This is a genomic window from Leyella stercorea, from assembly GCF_021531655.1.
This window is the reverse complement of the sequence record NZ_JADYUF010000057.1, coordinates 1-18,643: the sequence shown is the minus strand read 5'-3', so window position 1 is coordinate 18,643 and position 18,643 is coordinate 1. Positions and strand designations below refer to the sequence as shown.

Genomic DNA, 18,643 nt, shown 5'->3' with positions numbered 1-18,643 from the left:
TAAACAGAATCCACATAGCCACTTTTCTACCGTTTAGAGCGTATAATACTGATAATCAACTAATAATAGATACTTTGTTTGTACTTTAAGGTTTGATTTAAATTTTCCAAATTTAGGTATTTTCGATTAAATAACAAATATGCGAAATTAAAAAAAATAACAAATGTTAATCGTGTCGATTTTCTTCATCTTTGTGACAAAATAATATTAATAAAAAGCCGGATATCCAACGGTACATTACTTATTAATAGGTATTATTCACTTAATATTTGCAGGTTGCGTAAAAAACGCGTAATTTTGTTGTCATAAGAAAGCTATTTGCATATAAACAAGACATGGAAAATTACAAGATTTTTTATCCGAAAGACAGACAGTCGTTTGCGGTGCGCATAGAAGAACTCGAAGCTACGGTAGGCGAATATATCAATGAAGAGAAGCAGAATGGTCGCCGTATAGTTTACTCGAAAGTATTCCTCAGCGACATACGCAATCAGAACACAATGTTCAGCGAATCGGCATTGTATACCGACATGCTCAGCAAGGCCCCGTGCAGCATAGTAGGGCAAGCCCCATTGTGCGGTTCGAAGATTGCTGTACTCGTGAAGACATCCGATCTTGACGAATGCTTCCGTCTGCACAGCCTCCGCCTTAGCGAAGAAGAGGCAGAGGGCCATCGCTCGTATATGCAGACTATGATGCTCTTTGAGAAATACATTAACTATATGGAGGCGCATGGGCTTGACATGAGCACCCATCTGGTGCGCACATGGATATACATAGCCGATATAGACGTCAACTATGCGGGCGTGGTGAAGGCGCGCAACGACATATTCGAGCGTTACGGGCTTACCGCCGACAACCATTATATAGCGTCTACGGGTATTGGTGGCGACAGCCAGTCGCGTCATGCATGTGTAGCCATCGACTTTCTGACTTATCCCGAAATAGCCGAAGAGCAGAAGACATACCTAAAGGCTCCCGAATATCTTAATCCTACGCATGAGTATGGAGTGGCTTTCGAACGTGCCACACGACTCACCGTAGACAATGTCAGCCACTACTATGTTTCGGGTACAGCAAGTATAGACAATCATGGCGACGTGCTGTATCTGGGCGATGTGGAACGCCAGACGTACAGACTGCTTGAAAATGTGGAGGCTCTGCTTGCCGAAGGCGAAGCCAAGATGTCCGACATACGTTATTTCATAGTATATCTGCGCGACATAAGCGACTATGAGGTGGTGGATGCCGTATTCAGCAGTCGCTTCCCAAGTGTGCCATACATCATAGTACACGGCAAAGTGTGCCGTCCGGAATGGCTTGTTGAGGCAGAGTGCATTGCAGAAAAATAATGTTTTTTTTGACTATAATTGACAAATCATTGTAAATGTATTTCTTGTTTCTCATTATTTTTATCTAATTTTGTACCTCATATAAAGATTGAAACACATAAAAACAGAAAAGGAAAGAAAATGAGAACTGTTTATGAATTCTCTGTAAAGGACAGAAAAGGAAAGGAAGTATCTCTGAAGGAGTATGCCAACGAAGTGCTTCTCATTGTCAATACCGCCACTAAATGCGGATTTACACCGCAGTACGAAGAGTTGGAGAAACTCTATGAAAAATACCACGCACAGGGATTTGAGGTCTTGGATTTCCCCTGCAATCAGTTTGGAGCACAGGCACCAGGCACCGACGAGTCGATACATCAGTTCTGCAAGCTGACATACGGCACAGAGTTTCCACGGTTTAAGAAGATAAAGGTGAACGGCGACGATGCCGATCCGCTCTATAAGTTCCTTAAGGAGCAGAAGTCGTTTGCAGGTTTCGACCCCGCACACAAGCTCACACCGGTACTCGAGGAAATCCTCTCAAAGGAGAATCCCGACTATAAGGAGACAAGCGACATCAAATGGAACTTCACCAAATTCCTCGTCAACAAGCGCGGACAGGTGATGGCTCGCTTCGAACCTACAGAAAGCATCGACAACATAGCAAAACAAATTGAAGAACTACTATAAACAATATAAGTAATGGAAAACAGAGAACACGTACGCTGCCTCATCGTTGGTAGCGGCCCTGCTGGTTACACAGCCGCAATATATGCAGGTCGTGCAAACCTCAGTCCGGTAGAATACTGTGGCATACAGACTGGCGGACAGCTGACACAGACAACCGTAGTAGAAAACTTCCCCGGCTATCCCGAGGGCGTTGACGGCAACCAGATGATGCTCGACCTGCGCAAACAGGCAGAGCGCTTCGGTGTTGACATGCGCGAGGGTTCAATCGTAAAGGCCGACTTTGCATCGCAGCCATACGTGCTCACTACAGATACTGGAGTGGAGATTGAGGCTGACACAGTAATCATAGCAACCGGTGCCAGCGCCAAGTATCTTGGTCTGGACGACGAGAAGAAGTATAACGGTCAGGGCGTGAGCGCCTGCGCCACATGCGACGGATTCTTCTATCGCAAGCGTACGGTTGCCGTTGTAGGCGGTGGTGATACAGCTTGCGAGGAGGCTCTCTACCTGGCAGGTCTGTGCAAGAAGGTGTACATGATTGTACGCAAGCCTTATCTGCGTGCTTCTGACGTTATGCGCAAGCGCGTTGAGGACAACGACAAAATTGAGATACTCTACGAGCACAACACCGAAGGTCTCTTTGGTGAGGACGGCGTTGAGGGTGCACACCTCGTTAAGCGCAAGGGCGAGGCAGACGAGACTCATTACGACATAGCTATAGACGGATTCTTCCTCGCTATCGGCCACAAGCCCAACACCGACGTGTTCCGCCCGGCTGTAGAATGCGACGAGACTGGATACATCAAGACCATCGGTAGCACACCGCGCACCAATGTCGACGGAGTTTTTGCAGCAGGCGACTGCGCCGACCCGACTTATCGTCAGGCCATTGTGGCTGCCGGTTCGGGCTGCAAGGCTGCTCTTGAGGCTGAGCGCTGGCTCACCGAGCACAACAAATAAACAACAAATGACACGACTATTGCTTGTCCGTCACGGTGAGACCGTGGACAATGTAAACAGAATAATGCAGGGTCAGACACCGGGTTGTCTGACCCTGCATGGTATAGAGCAGGCTGAAGCCGTAGCCCGACAGATGACATCGACACCTATCGACGCCTTTGTGTCGAGCGACCTTAAGCGTGCCTACGACACATGCCGAATCATAGCGCAGCCCCATTTCGATGGAGCCGAGCCGCAGATTGAGCAGACCCAGTTGCTGCGTGAGCGTGATTGGGGAGGGTTTACGGGCCGTTATATCCCCGACCTTAAGGATGCCGTGTGGCCCGACGACATTGAGACGCTTGAGGCCATGAAGCTTCGAGGCAGCCGGTTCCTTGACTTCATACGCACTAAATACGCTGGAAAGACCGTGTTGGCAGTAGGCCACGGCATAATAAACAAGGCGATACAGAGCGTGTATTACAATCGGCCTATGAAGGACATCGCCCCCATGCAGAATGCTGAGATGCGCACATTGGAACTGTAATGAGGCACGTAAGCCCTTATTTTAGGGTTTTTTATTCCTAAAAGTATATTGCTTTAGAATAATCTTTGTATTTTTGCATCACGACAATAGTATACACCTATTTATATATTATTACTCAACGACACATATATGAATAATAGCGACAGCATAGTTATCATTCCCACATATAATGAGAAGGAGAACATAGAGAATATCATACGTGCGGTGTTTGCACTCGGCAAGTGTTTCCACATCCTTGTCATCGACGATGGAAGTCCCGACGGCACGGCAGCCATTGTACACCGACTCATAGACACCGAGTTTGCCGACCGGCTCTTCATCAAGGAACGTTCGGGCAAGCTGGGACTTGGTACGGCATACATTGCCGGATTCAAGTGGGCGCTTGAGCACAACTACGACTATATATTCGAGATGGATGCCGACTTCTCGCACGACCCCAACGACCTTCCCCGTCTCTATGCAGCATGTCATGACGAGGGCTACGATGTGGCTATCGGCTCGCGCTATGTGAGTGGTGTCAACGTGGTGAACTGGCCTATCGGCCGTGTGCTTATGAGCTACTTCGCATCCAAGTACGTGCGCTTTGTCACCGGATTCAACGTCCATGACACTACAGCCGGATTCAAGTGCTACCGTCGTTGTGTGCTCGAGTCGATACCATTGGATCAGGTGCGCTTCAAGGGCTATGCCTTCCAGATTGAGATGAAGTACACCGCCTACAAGATGGGATATAAGATTAAGGAAGTGCCCGTAATCTTTGTGAATCGTCGTGAGGGTGTGAGCAAGATGAACGGAGGTATCTTCGGTGAGGCATTCTTCGGAGTCATGCGCCTCAGATGGGACGGATGGTTCAGAAAATATCCCGTAGCCAAGCACTAATTATGGAAATCAAAGAAATAAGTAGCATATATTCAGCCCTGCCGCAGTGTGGGGCTTTTTTGAATATAATATCTGACAAGTCGATGAGGCATGTATATCTGAAAGGATTACTTGCCTCATCGGCTTCTGTGTTTTTTGCCGCCGTAGGAAAGGAGAGTGAAAAGAGAAAAGAGAAAAGTGAAAAGGTAAAAGGGAAAAGTGAAAAATCAGGCGAGAAGAGTACGCTTACTTCTGTCTTTATCCTTCAGGACAACGACGAGGCTGGATACTTCTATCACGACCTGACACAGATACTCGGTACTGACAACGTGCTGTTCTTTCCGTCGTCCTATCGGCGTGCCGTGAAGTACGCACAGCGCGATGCTGCCAACGAGATATTGCGTACTGAGACGCTCAGCAGGCTTGCTGCCGTGAGTGGCAATGCCAAGAAGCGTGCCGACAATAGCAATGTCGCCCCCTTTCTGTATGTTGTGACGTGTCCAGAGGCACTCAGCGAACTTGTCGTTTCAAAGCGTCGGCTCGACGAACGCACCATTAACATAGCCGTAGGCGACATTGTCAACCTTGCCGACTTGGGTCGTAAGTTGCGCGAATTCGGTATTGCCGAGGTGGACTATGTCTACGAGCCGGGCCAGTTTGCCATGCGTGGCAGTATTGTCGACGTATATAGTTATTCGTCGGAATTGCCATTCCGTATCGACTTCTTTGGCGATGAGGTGGACACTATACGTACGTTTGAAGTGGCCGACCAGTTGTCGAAGGACTCAAAGCAAAGCGTAAGCATTGTGCCCGAGCTGGCCCGTACAGCCGAACAGAAGCAGCCTTTCACCACAATGTTGCCCGACGACACCATGCTCGTGATGAAAGACCGGCTGTATCTGTGCTCGTCGATAGAGCAGATATACAACGACGGATTTTCCAGTCAAGCCCTTACCGAACGCCTTGAGGTTGCCACAGAGGTGGAACAGCAGCAGATAATACGCGACATGCGTAAGGAGAACAACCTCGTTTCGCTGAAAGTTTTCCGCGAGGAGATATGCCGTTTTCGCACGGTGGAGTTCGGTGCGCAGCCTACGGGCACTCCGCAGACCACCATAACGTTCAACGTTTCGCCCCAACCGCTGTTCCACAAGAATTTCCAACTGCTTGCACAGTCGCTCGAAGACTATCTGCTTCAGGGCTACAAGCTGTATATACTCGCCGACTCGGAGAAGCAGACCCGACGTCTGCGCGACATATTCGACAGCGATGAGATGAAGGCTTTGCGCAACACGCATGCCAGCGGGTCGGCCAATTCGGAAGCGTTGAGTGTAGCCGACCGACTCGATTTCACACCCGTCGACCACACCCTGCACGAGGGATTTGCCGATAACGACCTGCGCCTGTGCTTCTTCACCGACCATCAGATATTCGACCGATTCCACAAGTACAACCTCAAGAGTGACGCTGCGCGTACGGGCAAGATGGCGCTTACGATGAAGGAGTTGCAGGAAATGGAGCCGGGCGACTTCATTGTGCATGTCGATTACGGTATAGGCAAGTTTGGCGGACTGGTACGTGTGCCCGTCGGCGACACCTATCAGGAAGCCATTCGCATATACTTCCAGCGTGGCGACATAGTCGACGTATCTATACACTCGCTCTATAAGATATCGAAGTATCGCCGTCAGGACACTGGTGAGCCGCCACGACTGAGCACATTGGGCACAGGAGCGTGGGACCGACTGAAGGAACGCACCAAGAAGCGCATCAAGGACATTGCCCGCGACCTGATAAAGCTGTACTCAAAGCGTCGTCGCGAGAAGGGATTCGCTTTCTCGGCCGACTCCTACTTGCAGCACGAACTTGAAGCCTCGTTCCTATATGAGGACACGCCCGACCAGTCGAAGGCTACACAGGACGTAAAGGCGGATATGGAACGTGCCCGCCCAATGGATCGTCTGGTATGCGGCGACGTGGGCTTCGGCAAGACCGAGGTGGCCATACGTGCCGCCTTCAAGGCCGCTACCGATGGCAAGCAGGTGGCTGTGCTGGTGCCTACTACGGTGCTGGCATTCCAGCATTACAACACATTCTGCGACCGACTGAAGGACATGCCCGTGCGTGTAGACTATCTGTCGCGTGCCCGAACTGCCAAGCAGACGCGTCAGGTGCTCGCCGATTTGAAGGAAGGCAAGATTGACATACTCATCGGAACGCACAAGCTCATAGGCAAAACCGTGGAGTGGCACGACCTCGGACTGCTCATCATCGACGAGGAACAGAAGTTCGGAGTGTCTACCAAGGAGCGCCTGCGCAAGCTGAAGACCAATGTCGACACGCTCACCATGTCGGCTACACCTATACCACGCACCCTGCAATTCTCGCTGATGGGTGCCCGCGACATGAGTATCATACGCACTCCGCCACCCAACCGTTATCCGGTGCAGACCGAATTGGGCGTATATGGTCATGAGATAATAGCCGATGCCATCAACTTCGAGATGTCGCGCAACGGACAGGTATACTTCGTCAACGACCGCATATCGACTCTGCCCGAGATAGCATCGCTCATACACAAGTATGTGCCCGACGCACGTGTGGCTATCGGACACGGCCAGATGAATCCCGAGGAGTTGGAGAAGATACTCATAGGATTTATGAATTACGACTACGACGTGTTGCTCTCCACCTCGATTGTGGAGAACGGCATCGACATAAGCAATGCCAACACCATAATCATAAACGACGCCCACCGCTTCGGACTGAGCGACCTGCATCAGATGCGCGGACGTGTGGGACGCTCCAACCGCAAGGCTTTCTGCTATCTGCTGGCTCCGCCCAAGTCGGTGCTCACACCCGAAGCACGCCGCCGATTGGAGGCTCTTGAGAACTTCTCCGAACTGGGCAGCGGATTCAATCTTGCCATGCAGGATCTTGACATACGTGGTGCTGGCAACCTGCTGGGTGCCGAACAGAGCGGATTCATGGAAGACCTGGGCTACGAAACCTATCAGAAGATATTGAATCAGGCGGTCACCGAGCTTAAGAACGATGAATTCCAGGATATGTACGCAGCCGAGATTGCTCAGGGAAGACAGATTTCGGGCGATGAGTTTGTGGAGGATTGTGCCATCGAGAGCGACCTTGAGATGTACTTCCCCGAGACTTATGTGCCGGGCAGTTCGGAGCGTATGCTGCTGTATCGCGAACTCGACAACATAGCCGACGACGCACAGTTGGAGGCTTACCGCCAGCGACTGATCGACCGTTTCGGTCCTGTTCCGCCGCAAGGCGAGGAGTTGTTGCAGGTGGTTGCGCTGCGTAGATATGGCAAACGTCTTGGATGTGAGAAGATAATACTCAAGCAGGGCCGCATGCAGATGCAGTTTGTGAGCAATGCCGAGTCGGCTTATTACAAGAGTCAGGCGTTCGGCAAGATGCTTGCCTACATAGCATCGCACACCCGTCGCTGCAATCTTAAGGAGGTGAAGGGCAAGCGCTCGATGGTGGTGACGGGAGTTCCAACCGTAGTCGAAGCCGTTGCAATATTGAAGGATATAGAGGGCGAAGAGTGATAAAAACACGTACAAACGCCCGTATATACGAAAATAAATAGGTAATTTTGCATTGTATGAGAAAATTTTCAGCAAGACACGCCGCTATGTCGGCTGTGGTCATAACAGTATTGATGTGGTTCTCTCGGGCTGCTGTGGCTTGTGCAGCCCCGGTAGAAGAACTTGCCGACGGCGAGAGCGCAGGCTTTCACCAGGTGTTGAAGGAGAAATTCATTGAGGGCGACGCTTCGTTCATGTCGCTTGTAGCCCTGGCGCTTGTGCTGGGACTGGCTTTCTGTATTGAGCGCATACTCTATCTGAGCCTGTCGGAGATTAACGCCAAACGCTTCATGCGCGACATTGACGCCAAGATAGAGGCTGGCGACATAGAAGGAGCTAAGACTCAGTGTCGCAATACACGCGGCCCCGTTGCGTCAATATGCTATCAGGGACTGCTTCGCATCAATTCGCCGATAGAGGACATTGAGCGTTCGGTGGCTGCATACGGCACCGTTCAGGCAGCCAATCTTGAAAAGGGATGTTCGTGGATAACTCTGTTTATAGCCATGGCACCGTCGCTCGGCTTCTTGGGAACGGTTATCGGTATGGTTATGGCGTTCGAACAGATACAGCTGGCGGGCGACATCAACCCGACAATTGTGGCTGCCGGTATGAAGGTGGCACTCATCACTACAATCTTCGGTATAATCGTAGCCTTGATATTGCAGCTGTTCTATAACTATGTGCTGTCGAAAATCGACCATCTGACAGCGCAGATGGAAGAGAGTGCCATAACGCTGCTCGACGCGATACTGAAGTATAAGGGTTGACAAGCACTCGCATTATGAAGAAGATAGATTTAAGACACTGTGCCACCGAGCGCCTTTCGGGCTTTGTATTCTATGTGCTCATAGGCTTGATAGTGGTGTTGGGCTTGCTGTTCAGGCTTATAGGCTATGACATGCCCTACGAATACAACTTCGACTATAACGCACCGCTGCTTACGGGTGCTGTAGTGACGTTCATGCTGTTGCTCACGGGCGGCACGCTGGCGCTTATGGTGTGGACCATGATAAGGGGAATGCGCATTAACGGCGACGAAAACCGTGTCGTAAACAACATTCCGGCACGCTGCATTTCGGTGTGTGTGGCGTTGGGCACGTTGCTCTTGCTGGTGCTGACGTTCGCCTTGTCGTCAACCGATGCACTTAAAGTCAATGGCGCAGCCTATACCGACACATTCTGGTTGCGTGCTTCGGGCATGTTTGTCGGCACATCGCTGTTGATGATTGTAGCCGCCATTGCAGCTGTGGTGTATGGTGCCACACGATACATACGTAAATCTCACTGACCATGTTAATAAAACGCAGACAACACAGAGTGCCGGTACTCAACACCACCGCCACTGCCGACATATCGTTCATGTTGCTCACATTCTTCCTCGTCACAACGTCGATGGATGTGGACCGTGGACTCGTGCGCCAGCTTCCGCCGCTCGACAACGAGCAGGAACAGAATGCTGAGGTGGTGGAGGTGGAACGTGCGAACACCATGGCGTTTGCTATTGATGCCAACGGAAAGCTCACGCTCGATGCCCAGCCTATCAATATGAGTCAGGTGCGCAGCCGTGTAGCCGAGTTTGTGGGCAAGCGTGGCGAGCATCACGTTATAAGCATCGACACCGATCCGGCTGCCGACTACAACACTTACTTTGCTCTTGAGAATGCTATAGTGGGAGCTTATGCCGACGTGCGCGACCGCATTGCCCGCAAAAAGTACCACCGAGGCTATGCCCAGTTGTCAGATGACGAGCGTCAGAAGGTGCGCAAGGCCTGTCCGCAGCACATATTGGAGACATACAAGACCTCGGATATGGCTGCCGGCAATACAGCAGAGACAAACGTAGAAGCCAAGATTCAGAAAGGAGGCTGGCAATGATATTCGGCAATCGTAATAGCAGACAGATGCCGCAGTTGAACACTGCGTCGCTGCCCGACTTGATATTCACCGTGCTTTTCTTCTTTATGGTGGTGACGCACATGCGTACCGTTACGCCGAAGGTAAGCTTCCGTGTGCCTCAAGGCACCGAACTGACACGCCTGACGAAGAAGACGGCTGTGTCGTATATATACATCGGACGTCCGACGGCAGCGCCTGGGCTGGGCAAGGCTGCATCGGCACGGAGCCAAGCAGCGTCAGACGGCGGTAATAACGGATTTCAGATGCAGATAAACGACCGCATTGCCACACCCTCGGACATTGCCGGATTCATGTCGGCAGAGCGCCGTCGTATGTCGGACGAAGACCGTGCGCGCCAGACAGTATCCGTCAAGGCCGACCAACAGACACCAATGGGAATGATAACCGATGTGAAGCAAGCACTGCGCAGGGCACATGTAGAACGCATCAATTATTCGGCTGAGCAGCGCAAATAAATCTTTTATTCTTATTGTCAGGTTATAAATTGTTAGTTTTTGGGCTAATAATTGTGTATATCGTAATTTTATACTACCTTTGCGATGTATTAAAAACAACATTTTATAAATGGCACATCACAATTTAGATTTACTTGACAAGAAAATACTCCGACTCATTGCAGGAGATGCCCGCATCCCGTTCTTGGAGGTGGCACGTTCTTGCAATGTAAGTGGCGCTGCTATTCACCAGCGCATTCAGAAACTTACTAATCTCGGAATATTGAAAGGTTCGCAGTTCATAGTCGACCCGGAGAAGGTGGGATATGAAACGTGCGCCTACATAGGTTTGTACTTGCAGAACCCGGCTAAGTTTGATGACGTAGTTGAGGAACTGAAGAAGATTCCTGAAGTAGTGGAATGTCACTACACGACAGGTGGTTTCGACATGTTCATAAAGATATATGCCCGCAACAACCATCATCTGCTCAACATTATCCACGACAAGTTGCAGCCCCTCGGTCTGTCGCGTTCGGAGACGGTGATTTCGTTCAATGCCGCCATCAATCGTCAGATTCCTATCAGCGAATTGCCCGTTGAGGAAGATTTTGATGACGAGCAGGAAGAAGTAGTAGAGGAGTAATAGATACTCAAAAGTCAAGGCAGCGCGCCCCGAAGGGGGCAGAAGCTCATAGCCCAGGGCAACACCCTGGGAAAAAAGTATCGTAAATACCAATGCGCCCTGTACACCCAGGGCGCTGCCATGGGTTATGAGCTTATTGGGCTTTCAGCCCGAATAATTGACTTTTGATACACCCTCCTTCTACAATTTACATTGTCAATTTACTCACAAAACTTGAATTTTACATCATTGTCACTCGAATTGTCGGATGAACAACAATTGACGATCAAACACTAATAATCAAACCCCTAAAAAATGTAGTCCTTTTGGCTTTCAAAAGGAGTCCTTTTACTATACAAAAGTAGTCCTTTTGCAAGGCAAAACGAATACATTTGCAATGCAAAAGGACTACATTTGAAAACGGAATGTATTTTCAGCTGTTTTCAGGCGTGTTTTTATCCGTTTTCAAGTGCTTTTTTATCCGTTTATTATTTCTTTACGTAGTCAACGAAAGCATAGTTTTGATGATGCTTCTCGTCGGTGGTATGCTCCTCGCGCATAGCTTCTTTCCATCCGTTGTATTCGGGGAAGAAGGCGTCGGCTTCGGCTGGTGTGTCGTGTACCTCGGTCAGACAGAGGCGGTCGGCAAGGCTGAGTGCCTGCTCATAGACGCTCGCTCCACCTATTATATATATATCCTCATCTTTAGAGCAGTGTGCCAATGCTTCGTCGAGTGAGCGATAGGTGTCGCAGCCCGGAAACTCGGTTTCTGTGCGGCTCAATACTACATTGCGACGATTGGGCAATGCTCCCTTGGGCAACGACTCAAATGTGCGGCGTCCCATGATTATTGTGTGCCCCGTGGTAAGTGCCTTGAAGCGCTTGAGGTCGTTGGGCAACCAGTACAGCAATTTGTTGTTAAGACCGATGGCGCGGTTGGCGGCAACGGCAGCGATTATTGTTATCATTTTGAGTTTTGAATTTTGAGTTTTGAGTTTTGAATTGTTGCCTTCGGCAATTTTGAATTTTGAGTTTTGAGTTTTGAATTGTTGCTTTTGGCAATTTTGAATTTTGAGTTTTGAGTTTTGAATTGTTGCCTTTGGCAATTTTGAATTTTGAGTTTTGAGTTTTGAATTGTTGCCTTTGGCAATTTTGAGTTTTTAATTCAAAATTGAATAATTCCTAATCGGCGTAGCCGACAATTCAAAAATCAAAAATCAAAAATCAAAACTCTTAATCGGCGTAGCCGACTAATTCAAAATTCAAAACTCAAAATTCAAAATTCTCTCGTGCCAAGCACGAGAGCTAAACGCTAACTGTTGCAGCGATATGCGGCCATGGATCGTAACCTTCGAGCTGGAAGTCTTCGTAGTGGAAATCGAAGAGGTTCTTCACGTCGGGGTTGATCTTCATTGTCGGCAATGGGCGCGGAGTGCGTGTCAGTTGCAGACGTGCCTGGTCGAGATGGTTGAGATAGAGGTGTGTATCGCCAGTGGTATGTATGAATTCGCCCGGCTGCAATCCGGTCACCTGAGCCATCATCTGCAAAAGCAGAGCGTACGAAGCGATGTTGAACGGCATGCCAAGGAAGGTGTCGGCAGAGCGCTGATAGAGTTGCAGCGAGAGTCGGCCGTCGGCAACGTAGAACTGGAAGAGGCAGTGACATGGAGGCAGTGCCATCTGTTCCACCTCAGCAGGGTTCCATGCTGTCACCATCATACGGCGCGAGTCGGGATGGTTCTTTATCATATCCACAACGTTCTGTATCTGGTCGATAGTGCCACCGTTGTAGTCGGGCCACGAACGCCACTGATGACCGTACACCGGACCGAGTTCGCCATTCTCGTCAGCCCACTCGTTCCATATACGCACACCGTGCTCCTGCAGATAGTGTACGTTTGTGTCGCCACGCAAGAACCACAGCAATTCGTAGATAATCGACTTGAGGTGCAGTTTTTTGGTTGTCAGCAACGGAAATCCGTCTGCCATGTCAAATCGCATTTGGTTGCCGAATACGCTCTTAGTGCCGGTTCCGGTGCGGTCGGTCTTGGTTGCACCCTCGGTAAGGATGCGGTCAAGAAGCTTTAAGTATTGTTGCATTGCTTGTTTTTATTGTTAAGTGTTAAGTGTTAAATGTTATATTTTGGCTATCACGTGGCATTCCGATTCGGGCATGTGTGTGCTCTTGATGCGCCATTCGGTAGGGTAGAGGTTGTTGGCGCGGTTGCCTATGTTCTTTTCCATACCGAGCGGATAGCCCAGGTATGTCACTACGACAAATCCGCGCGGCGTTCCTTCGGGCAGCGTTACGGCTTCCTTGCGCAGGAAGTTGATGGCTTCTGCATAGCTGAGTTCCACTTGTGGATAGGCATCGATGTTGAGTTGTCGCGACATGGCGAGCGATTGGTCGGGTATGAGGTCGCGTCCCTTCTCGGTGCCGAGTGTCACGCCTGCGTGCATAATCTTAAGCGTTGAGGCTGCCGCATCGTAGGTGTCAGCCCATCGTTTGGGTATAGCTATTATTGCATCGCCGTTGCGTCGGGCTGTGAAGTTGTCGGGTGTGCGCAGCGCCTGCATCGTGTCTGCCGACTGCTGCTTGCCGCCTTGTGCAGTCTGCTTGCGCTGGTTCTTGCGGTCTTTCTTCGGTTTGGAGTTGGCGGCAGAGGCATTGAGAGCTGTCGTTTCGCTCTCGCCGTGTTTGCGCAGAACGGCTACAAACAGACCCTCGCTACGGCTTATGCCCGGCAGGAAGCGGCATACAGGAACATTGCCTACTACAGCAGGCGTTATGTCCCACGACTCTTTGACGGGCAACTTTATTATGTCGGCACCCAATTCGCTTGCTATCCACTCTACGTTCTCCTCGTCTTCGTGCGCATTGAACGTGCATGTAGAGTAGATGAGCAGTCCTCCGGGTTGCAGGCATTTCCATATATCGCTCACAATCTCGCGTTGCAGCTGCCAGCAGTTGTCCACATTCTGCTGGCTCCATTCCGCTCTTGCACCGTCGTCCTTGCGAAACATTCCCTCGCCCGAGCACGGCACGTCGGCAAGTATTGCGTCGAACATGATGCCAGCCTTGCGATAGTCGCGCGGATAGTTGTTGGTTACGATGACGTCTTCGTGTCCGAACTTCTGCAGGTTTTCGCTCAGTATCTGTGCACGGGTGCGCATAGGTTCGTTCGAGAAGAGCACCGATCCTTCGGGAAGGGCTGCACGCAGGGCTGTCGACTTGCCTCCCGGTGCTGCACAGAGGTCGAGCATGCGCACGGGTTGGTTGATGAATGTGCGCACAATGTGGTCTACTATCATCGAAGCGGCTTCCTGCACATAATACAATCCGGCATGCAGCAGAGGGTCGAAGGTGAAGTTGGGGCGTTCGCGCAGATAGCGTCCGGTGGCGCTGCACCATGGTACGGTGCAGTCGTATAGTCCTTCGGTCACGTCAAGCGACTGCGCCTTGAACGGATTGAGGCGAATGCTTACGGGCGACTCTTGTGAATCAAGTCCTTCCTCAAGGTGGCTGTACAGTTCGTCACCCATGAGTTGACGGGTGTATGAGATGAAGTCAGATGGCAAGTTCATGTCTTATTGTCTATATATAATAAAGTGGGGTGGGTTGTTGACTGCAAAATTAGGCAAAATAATTGATAAATATGGATGTATAGAAACAAATGTAGCTTATCTTTGTATGCGAATTTGTGACTTTCAGTTCTTTTCGTTAAATTTGTAGCTCATTCAGCCTTGTGCAGATAATTGTGTGCTATGAAGAAATTAAAGTTCGGCCTACTGCCTAAAATCATCGTTGCCATCATCCTTGGCATCTGTCTTGGCATCGTCTCACCCGACATGCCAGTGCGCGTGTTCGTTACGTTCAACGCGCTGTTCAGTGAGTTCCTCGGATTCTTGATTCCACTCATCATCGTCGGACTCGTCACCCCTGCCATTGCCGATATAGGCAAGGGTGCGGGCAAGCTGTTACTTGTCACGGCACTGTTGGCTTATGGAGCAACGATATTCTCCGGCTTCCTCTCGTATGGAGTGGGGCAGACCTTCTTCCCGTCGCTCATCTCCGACAATCTGAAGATAGCCCAGATCAGTCAGGCTGAGGGCATCCAGCCCTATTTCACCGTTGCCATACCGGCACCGCTCAATGTCATGACTTCGTTGGTGATGGCGTTCACGCTCGGACTGGGCATTGCCCATCTGGACGGCAAGGCGCTGAAGAACGTGTTCGGCGAGTTCCGCGATATCATCACCAAGACCATACAGGTGGTGGTGCTGCCGTTGCTGCCAATCTACATCTTCGGCATATTCTTCAACATGACCCATTCGGGCGAGGTGTTCAAGGTGCTCAGCGTATTTGTAAAGATTATCGGCGTGATATTCGTCATGCACATATTCCTGCTCATATTCCAGTATGTGGTGGCGTCGTTCTTCGTACATAAGAATCCGTTCAGGATGCTTGGCAATATGATGCCGGCTTATTTCACGGCACTCGGCACGCAGTCGTCGGCAGCTACTATTCCCGTCACGATGCGCCAGACCATTCTTAACGGTGTCGACAAGGACATAGCCGGATTTGTGATTCCGCTGTGTGCCACTATCCATCTGTCGGGCAGTACGATGAAGATTGTGGCTTGCTCGCTTGCACTCATGATGATGCAGGGCATAGCTTACGACTTCCAGATGATGGCGGGATTCATATTGATGCTCGGTGTGACGATGGTTGCAGCGCCGGGTGTGCCCGGTGGAGCCATCATGGCTGCCCTCGGCATCCTCTCGTCAATGCTCGGTTTCGACCAGCAGTCGCTCGCGCTGATGATAGCGCTTTACATTGCTATGGACAGCTTCGGCACGGCGTGCAACGTGACCGGCGATGGTGCGCTGGCACTTATAGTAGACAAGTGTTTCGGTAGAAAATGAATACAAAACTCATATTGGCGGCTCTCTTCTCGTTTTCGGCTCTTATGGGGCAGGCGCAGGACGATTTCCGCAAAACTCACAACATCGGAGTCGGCATCAATCATCATGGTGCCGACTCTACATTATACAGCAGTGGCAATGTGGCGTTGTTTGGCGACGTTGACACTTTGCGCGGTGTGCAGATAGGAAGTTTCTCGGCTACGGTGCGCAGACAGTTGCGTGGTGTCAACATTGCTGGCGTTGTCAATGCAGTAGGCAGCGACATGCGTGGCGTGCAGATTTCTGGCGTGTCCAATCTGTTGCAAAGTGGCAATGGTGTTCAGGTGGCTATATTTAATAATGTGGCTGGCGAGGGATTTCGCGGCATACAGTTGAGTGCCCTGTCCAATATCTCGCTGGGCATGAAGCGTGGCATGCAGATAGGTGGCACCAATATCTGTTCGTCGTATATGCGAGGCGCTCAGACCGGATTTTATAACTATGCCGATACGCTCAACGGTTCGCAGATAGGACTGCTTAACGTGTGTGTCGCACATCCGCGAGGCGTGCAGATTGGATTTATCAACTACAGTCGCGACACGCTCGCTCATAAGATTGGACTCGTCAATGTCAATCCTAATACCCGTATCGACATCATGACTTACGGCGGAACGGCTACCAAGACCAACTTGGCTATACGTTTCCGCAACCGAAGCACCTATAATATAATAGGTGTAGGCACCCATTACTTCGGACTCGACAAGCATTTCTCGGGCGCTTTGTTCTATCGTATAGGCCAATACTTCAACATCACTCCGCGTTTTTCGCTCAGTGGCGACCTCGGATATTATCATATCGAGTCGTTTGAGGAGAATTCCAACAGCAAGCCCGAACGTCTGTTCTCGCTTCAGGCTCGTCTTAATGCTGACCTGATACTGGGCAATTACACGAGCCTGTTTGCTACTGTGGGCTATGGCGACACACGATACTACAACCACGCACGACGCTACAGGCAACGTGCCATATTCGAGGCTGGTCTGGCATGGCGACTCTCGCGCAACAGGCATTTCTATACTGCTGCTGACGATGAGTATGGTCTGAAGGGCTATGGGGCTGATACTACAGCATTTGCTTTCGATGATCCGATGCGACAGAAGAAACATCCGTGGCGTGCTGCACTCGAAGCATTCGGCATCAATGTCGGTGTGCAGTTCTTCGACCGATATGTCATGAACGAGGAGTTTGCCAAGATTTCATGGAGCAGTATCAAGAACAATATCAAGACGGGATTCGTTTGGGACAACGACCAGTTCTCGACCAATCTTTTTGCTCATCCTTATCATGGCGGACTCTATTTCAATGCTGCCCGTTCGCATGGCATGTCGTTCTGGAAATCAGTGCCTTACTCGTTCTGTGGAAGCCTGATGTGGGAGACGACGTGCGAGATTGAGCCGCCTGCCATCAACGACCTCATGGCTACTACGTTCGGTGGAGTGTGCATAGGTGAGGTGACCAATCGTATTAGCAATCTTGTCTACGACGACCGCTTGCGTGGTTTTCCTCGCTTCATGCGTGAGTTTATCGGCACTTTGATTTGTCCTATCAAGGGACTTAATCGTATTCTGTATGGCGATGCTTGGCGTGTGCGCAACAGCTATTACAAGTATCACGACTATGAGAGCATTCCGGTTCACTTTGCTGCGTCGGTTAGCTATCGCTATCTTGCAGATAATGGTGCGCTGTTTCGTGGTGAGGGCAATCCGTATATACAGTTCAACCTTGCCTATGGCGACCCGTTCGACCGTGAACAAACTAAGCCTTACGACTATTTTACAGCCGACTTGCAGTTTGGACTTAGTGGAAACCAACCGCTCATCACGGGCGTTCATCTTCTGGGACGATTGTGGAGCATGCCCGTAACCATCTCGAATGGTGCTGATATGGTGTTCGGATTGTTCCAGCACTTCAACTATTACGACTCCGAACCCGTGAAGAACGGTTCGGACATTGTGCCTTATCGCATCTCGGAGGCAGCTTCTATAGGTCCGGGCTTTATCTGCCGTTTCCCCAAGGTGGGCAATCTTACTAAGCTCGAGCAGCGTATCTTCGTTGACGGCATACTGCTTGGCGGAAGCCTTAGCGACTACTATCATGTAATCGACCGCGACTACAATATGGGTAGCGGATACAGCGTTAAGGCAAGTTGCTTGATGGAATTCGGCAAAGTTGGCAGCATGTCGTTTGGTGCTGACTACTATCGTATATTCACATGGAAGGGTTATGAGAACAAGGATGTGGCAAATACCAACCCAATTTATCTCAATGCCCAGGGCGATAAGGGTAACTCTTCGCTGCTCGTGCTCAATGCCCGCTTCTGTCTGGCATTGTCTAAGCGCATCAATCTCGACATGAAAGTGTCCAATTATTGGCGCGACACGCATTATAAATATCACGACAAGGTGTTGTCTGACACTTTCGATTGTAGCATAGGGTTGCAGTATGTGCTCTGATATGGGGCCCTAAATATATAATAAGGTGTCGTTGTTTACGCAAACAGGGAATCGTTGATATGAATCAATTTGCAATAAAAATACAGCAAAAATGCTGATTTTTCTCAGCAAAAGTTTTGGAGATACGGAAAAAAGTCATACCTTTGCATCCGCTTTCGAGAACGAACGAAACCTCAAGCAAAACTAGATGGAGAAGAGTTCTGGAAAAGCGAATGAAGAAAGAGTTCTTTGAAAAGATTTACATAAGACAGATAAAGTAGTACAAGAAGC

16 protein-coding genes are annotated in these 18,643 nt (G+C 50.0%); 13 read left to right on the top strand and 3 right to left on the bottom strand.

Annotated features, from left to right (window positions below; all coding sequences use genetic code 11):
- Positions 1-335 precede the first annotated feature (335 nt).
- The 11 genes from I6E49_RS12800 (at position 336) to I6E49_RS12750 (ending at position 10,979) form a co-directional block, all read left to right on the top strand.
- Positions 336-1,352: a Rid family hydrolase gene (locus I6E49_RS12800; RefSeq protein ID WP_235402805.1), complete on the top strand. Its 1,017-nt coding sequence runs from the start codon at positions 336-338 to the stop codon at positions 1,350-1,352.
- A gap of 120 nt (positions 1,353-1,472) precedes the next feature.
- Positions 1,473-2,021, top strand: a complete 549-nt coding sequence (locus tag I6E49_RS12795) for a glutathione peroxidase (RefSeq protein WP_235402801.1) — start codon at positions 1,473-1,475, stop codon at positions 2,019-2,021.
- Between the two features lie 12 nt (positions 2,022-2,033).
- Positions 2,034-2,981: a thioredoxin-disulfide reductase gene (trxB, locus tag I6E49_RS12790; RefSeq protein ID WP_235402800.1), complete on the top strand. Its 948-nt coding sequence runs from the start codon at positions 2,034-2,036 to the stop codon at positions 2,979-2,981.
- 7 nt (positions 2,982-2,988) lie between these two features.
- On the top strand, positions 2,989-3,507 hold the full coding sequence (locus I6E49_RS12785) for a histidine phosphatase family protein (protein ID WP_235402797.1): 519 nt from the start codon (positions 2,989-2,991) through the stop codon (positions 3,505-3,507).
- A gap of 129 nt (positions 3,508-3,636) precedes the next feature.
- On the top strand, positions 3,637-4,386 hold the full coding sequence (locus I6E49_RS12780) for a polyprenol monophosphomannose synthase (protein WP_235402794.1): 750 nt from the start codon (positions 3,637-3,639) through the stop codon (positions 4,384-4,386).
- Between the two features lie 2 nt (positions 4,387-4,388).
- The gene (gene mfd, locus I6E49_RS12775; protein ID WP_235402793.1) at positions 4,389-7,943 is read left to right on the top strand and encodes a transcription-repair coupling factor; all 3,555 of its coding nucleotides are present in this window, start codon (positions 4,389-4,391) and stop codon (positions 7,941-7,943) included.
- Positions 7,944-8,056: 113 nt separating this feature from the next.
- Complete coding sequence (locus I6E49_RS12770) at positions 8,057-8,752, top strand: MotA/TolQ/ExbB proton channel family protein (protein ID WP_235402807.1); 696 nt, start codon at positions 8,057-8,059, stop codon at positions 8,750-8,752.
- 14 nt (positions 8,753-8,766) lie between these two features.
- A complete protein-coding gene (locus I6E49_RS12765; RefSeq protein WP_235402792.1) occupies positions 8,767-9,273 on the top strand; it encodes a hypothetical protein in 507 nt (168 codons plus the stop codon).
- 29 nt (positions 9,274-9,302) lie between these two features.
- On the top strand, positions 9,303-9,860 hold the full coding sequence (locus tag I6E49_RS12760; protein WP_235402790.1) for an ExbD/TolR family protein: 558 nt from the start codon (positions 9,303-9,305) through the stop codon (positions 9,858-9,860).
- A complete protein-coding gene (locus tag I6E49_RS12755; RefSeq protein WP_235402789.1) occupies positions 9,857-10,357 on the top strand; it encodes an ExbD/TolR family protein in 501 nt (166 codons plus the stop codon). Before I6E49_RS12760 ends, I6E49_RS12755 begins: the two co-directional genes overlap by 4 nt.
- A gap of 109 nt (positions 10,358-10,466) precedes the next feature.
- Complete coding sequence (locus tag I6E49_RS12750; RefSeq protein ID WP_235402788.1) at positions 10,467-10,979, top strand: Lrp/AsnC family transcriptional regulator; 513 nt, start codon at positions 10,467-10,469, stop codon at positions 10,977-10,979.
- 467 nt (positions 10,980-11,446) lie between these two features.
- Here I6E49_RS12750 and I6E49_RS12745 read toward each other — a convergent pair whose 3' ends face one another.
- The 3 genes from I6E49_RS12745 to I6E49_RS12735 form a co-directional block, all read right to left on the bottom strand.
- Entirely contained in the window at positions 11,447-11,926 is a 480-nt protein-coding gene (locus I6E49_RS12745) for a dihydrofolate reductase (RefSeq protein ID WP_235402784.1), read from the bottom strand.
- Positions 11,927-12,263: 337 nt separating this feature from the next.
- Positions 12,264-13,058, bottom strand: coding sequence for a thymidylate synthase (locus I6E49_RS12740; protein ID WP_235402783.1), 795 nt, complete (start codon positions 13,056-13,058; stop codon positions 12,264-12,266).
- 36 nt (positions 13,059-13,094) lie between these two features.
- Positions 13,095-14,543 carry a methyltransferase RsmF C-terminal domain-like protein gene (locus I6E49_RS12735; RefSeq protein WP_235402780.1) on the bottom strand — a complete coding sequence of 483 codons (1,449 nt, stop codon included), beginning with the start codon at positions 14,541-14,543 and terminating at the stop codon, positions 13,095-13,097.
- Positions 14,544-14,723: 180 nt separating this feature from the next.
- On the opposite strand from I6E49_RS12735, the gene I6E49_RS12730 reads away from it, so the two are divergent.
- Entirely contained in the window at positions 14,724-15,884 is a 1,161-nt protein-coding gene (locus I6E49_RS12730; RefSeq protein WP_235402777.1) for a dicarboxylate/amino acid:cation symporter, read from the top strand.
- Complete coding sequence (locus I6E49_RS12725; RefSeq protein ID WP_235402775.1) at positions 15,881-18,373, top strand: DUF3943 domain-containing protein; 2,493 nt, start codon at positions 15,881-15,883, stop codon at positions 18,371-18,373. The genes I6E49_RS12730 and I6E49_RS12725 overlap by 4 nt, the downstream gene beginning before the upstream one ends.
- Positions 18,374-18,643: the final 270 nt, after the last annotated feature.

Excerpts from the sequence above, each read along its gene's own strand:
- I6E49_RS12800 (WP_235402805.1), top strand. The coding sequence starts at position 336 with ATGGAAAATTACAAGATTTTTTATCCGAAAGACAGACAGTCGTTTGCG.
- I6E49_RS12795 (WP_235402801.1), top strand. The coding sequence starts at position 1,473 with ATGAGAACTGTTTATGAATTCTCTGTAAAGGACAGAAAAGGAAAGGAA.
- trxB (WP_235402800.1), top strand. The coding sequence starts at position 2,034 with ATGGAAAACAGAGAACACGTACGCTGCCTCATCGTTGGTAGCGGCCCT.
- I6E49_RS12785 (WP_235402797.1), top strand. The coding sequence starts at position 2,989 with ATGACACGACTATTGCTTGTCCGTCACGGTGAGACCGTGGACAATGTA.
- I6E49_RS12780 (WP_235402794.1), top strand. The coding sequence starts at position 3,637 with ATGAATAATAGCGACAGCATAGTTATCATTCCCACATATAATGAGAAG.
- mfd (WP_235402793.1), top strand. The coding sequence starts at position 4,389 with ATGGAAATCAAAGAAATAAGTAGCATATATTCAGCCCTGCCGCAGTGT.
- I6E49_RS12770 (WP_235402807.1), top strand. The coding sequence starts at position 8,057 with ATGTGGTTCTCTCGGGCTGCTGTGGCTTGTGCAGCCCCGGTAGAAGAA.
- I6E49_RS12765 (WP_235402792.1), top strand. The coding sequence starts at position 8,767 with ATGAAGAAGATAGATTTAAGACACTGTGCCACCGAGCGCCTTTCGGGC.
- I6E49_RS12755 (WP_235402789.1), top strand. The coding sequence starts at position 9,857 with ATGATATTCGGCAATCGTAATAGCAGACAGATGCCGCAGTTGAACACT.
- I6E49_RS12750 (WP_235402788.1), top strand. The coding sequence starts at position 10,467 with ATGGCACATCACAATTTAGATTTACTTGACAAGAAAATACTCCGACTC.
- I6E49_RS12745 (WP_235402784.1), bottom strand. The coding sequence starts at position 11,926 with ATGATAACAATAATCGCTGCCGTTGCCGCCAACCGCGCCATCGGTCTT.
- I6E49_RS12740 (WP_235402783.1), bottom strand. The coding sequence starts at position 13,058 with ATGCAACAATACTTAAAGCTTCTTGACCGCATCCTTACCGAGGGTGCA.
- I6E49_RS12735 (WP_235402780.1), bottom strand. The coding sequence starts at position 14,543 with ATGAACTTGCCATCTGACTTCATCTCATACACCCGTCAACTCATGGGT.
- I6E49_RS12730 (WP_235402777.1), top strand. The coding sequence starts at position 14,724 with ATGAAGAAATTAAAGTTCGGCCTACTGCCTAAAATCATCGTTGCCATC.
- I6E49_RS12725 (WP_235402775.1), top strand. The coding sequence starts at position 15,881 with ATGAATACAAAACTCATATTGGCGGCTCTCTTCTCGTTTTCGGCTCTT.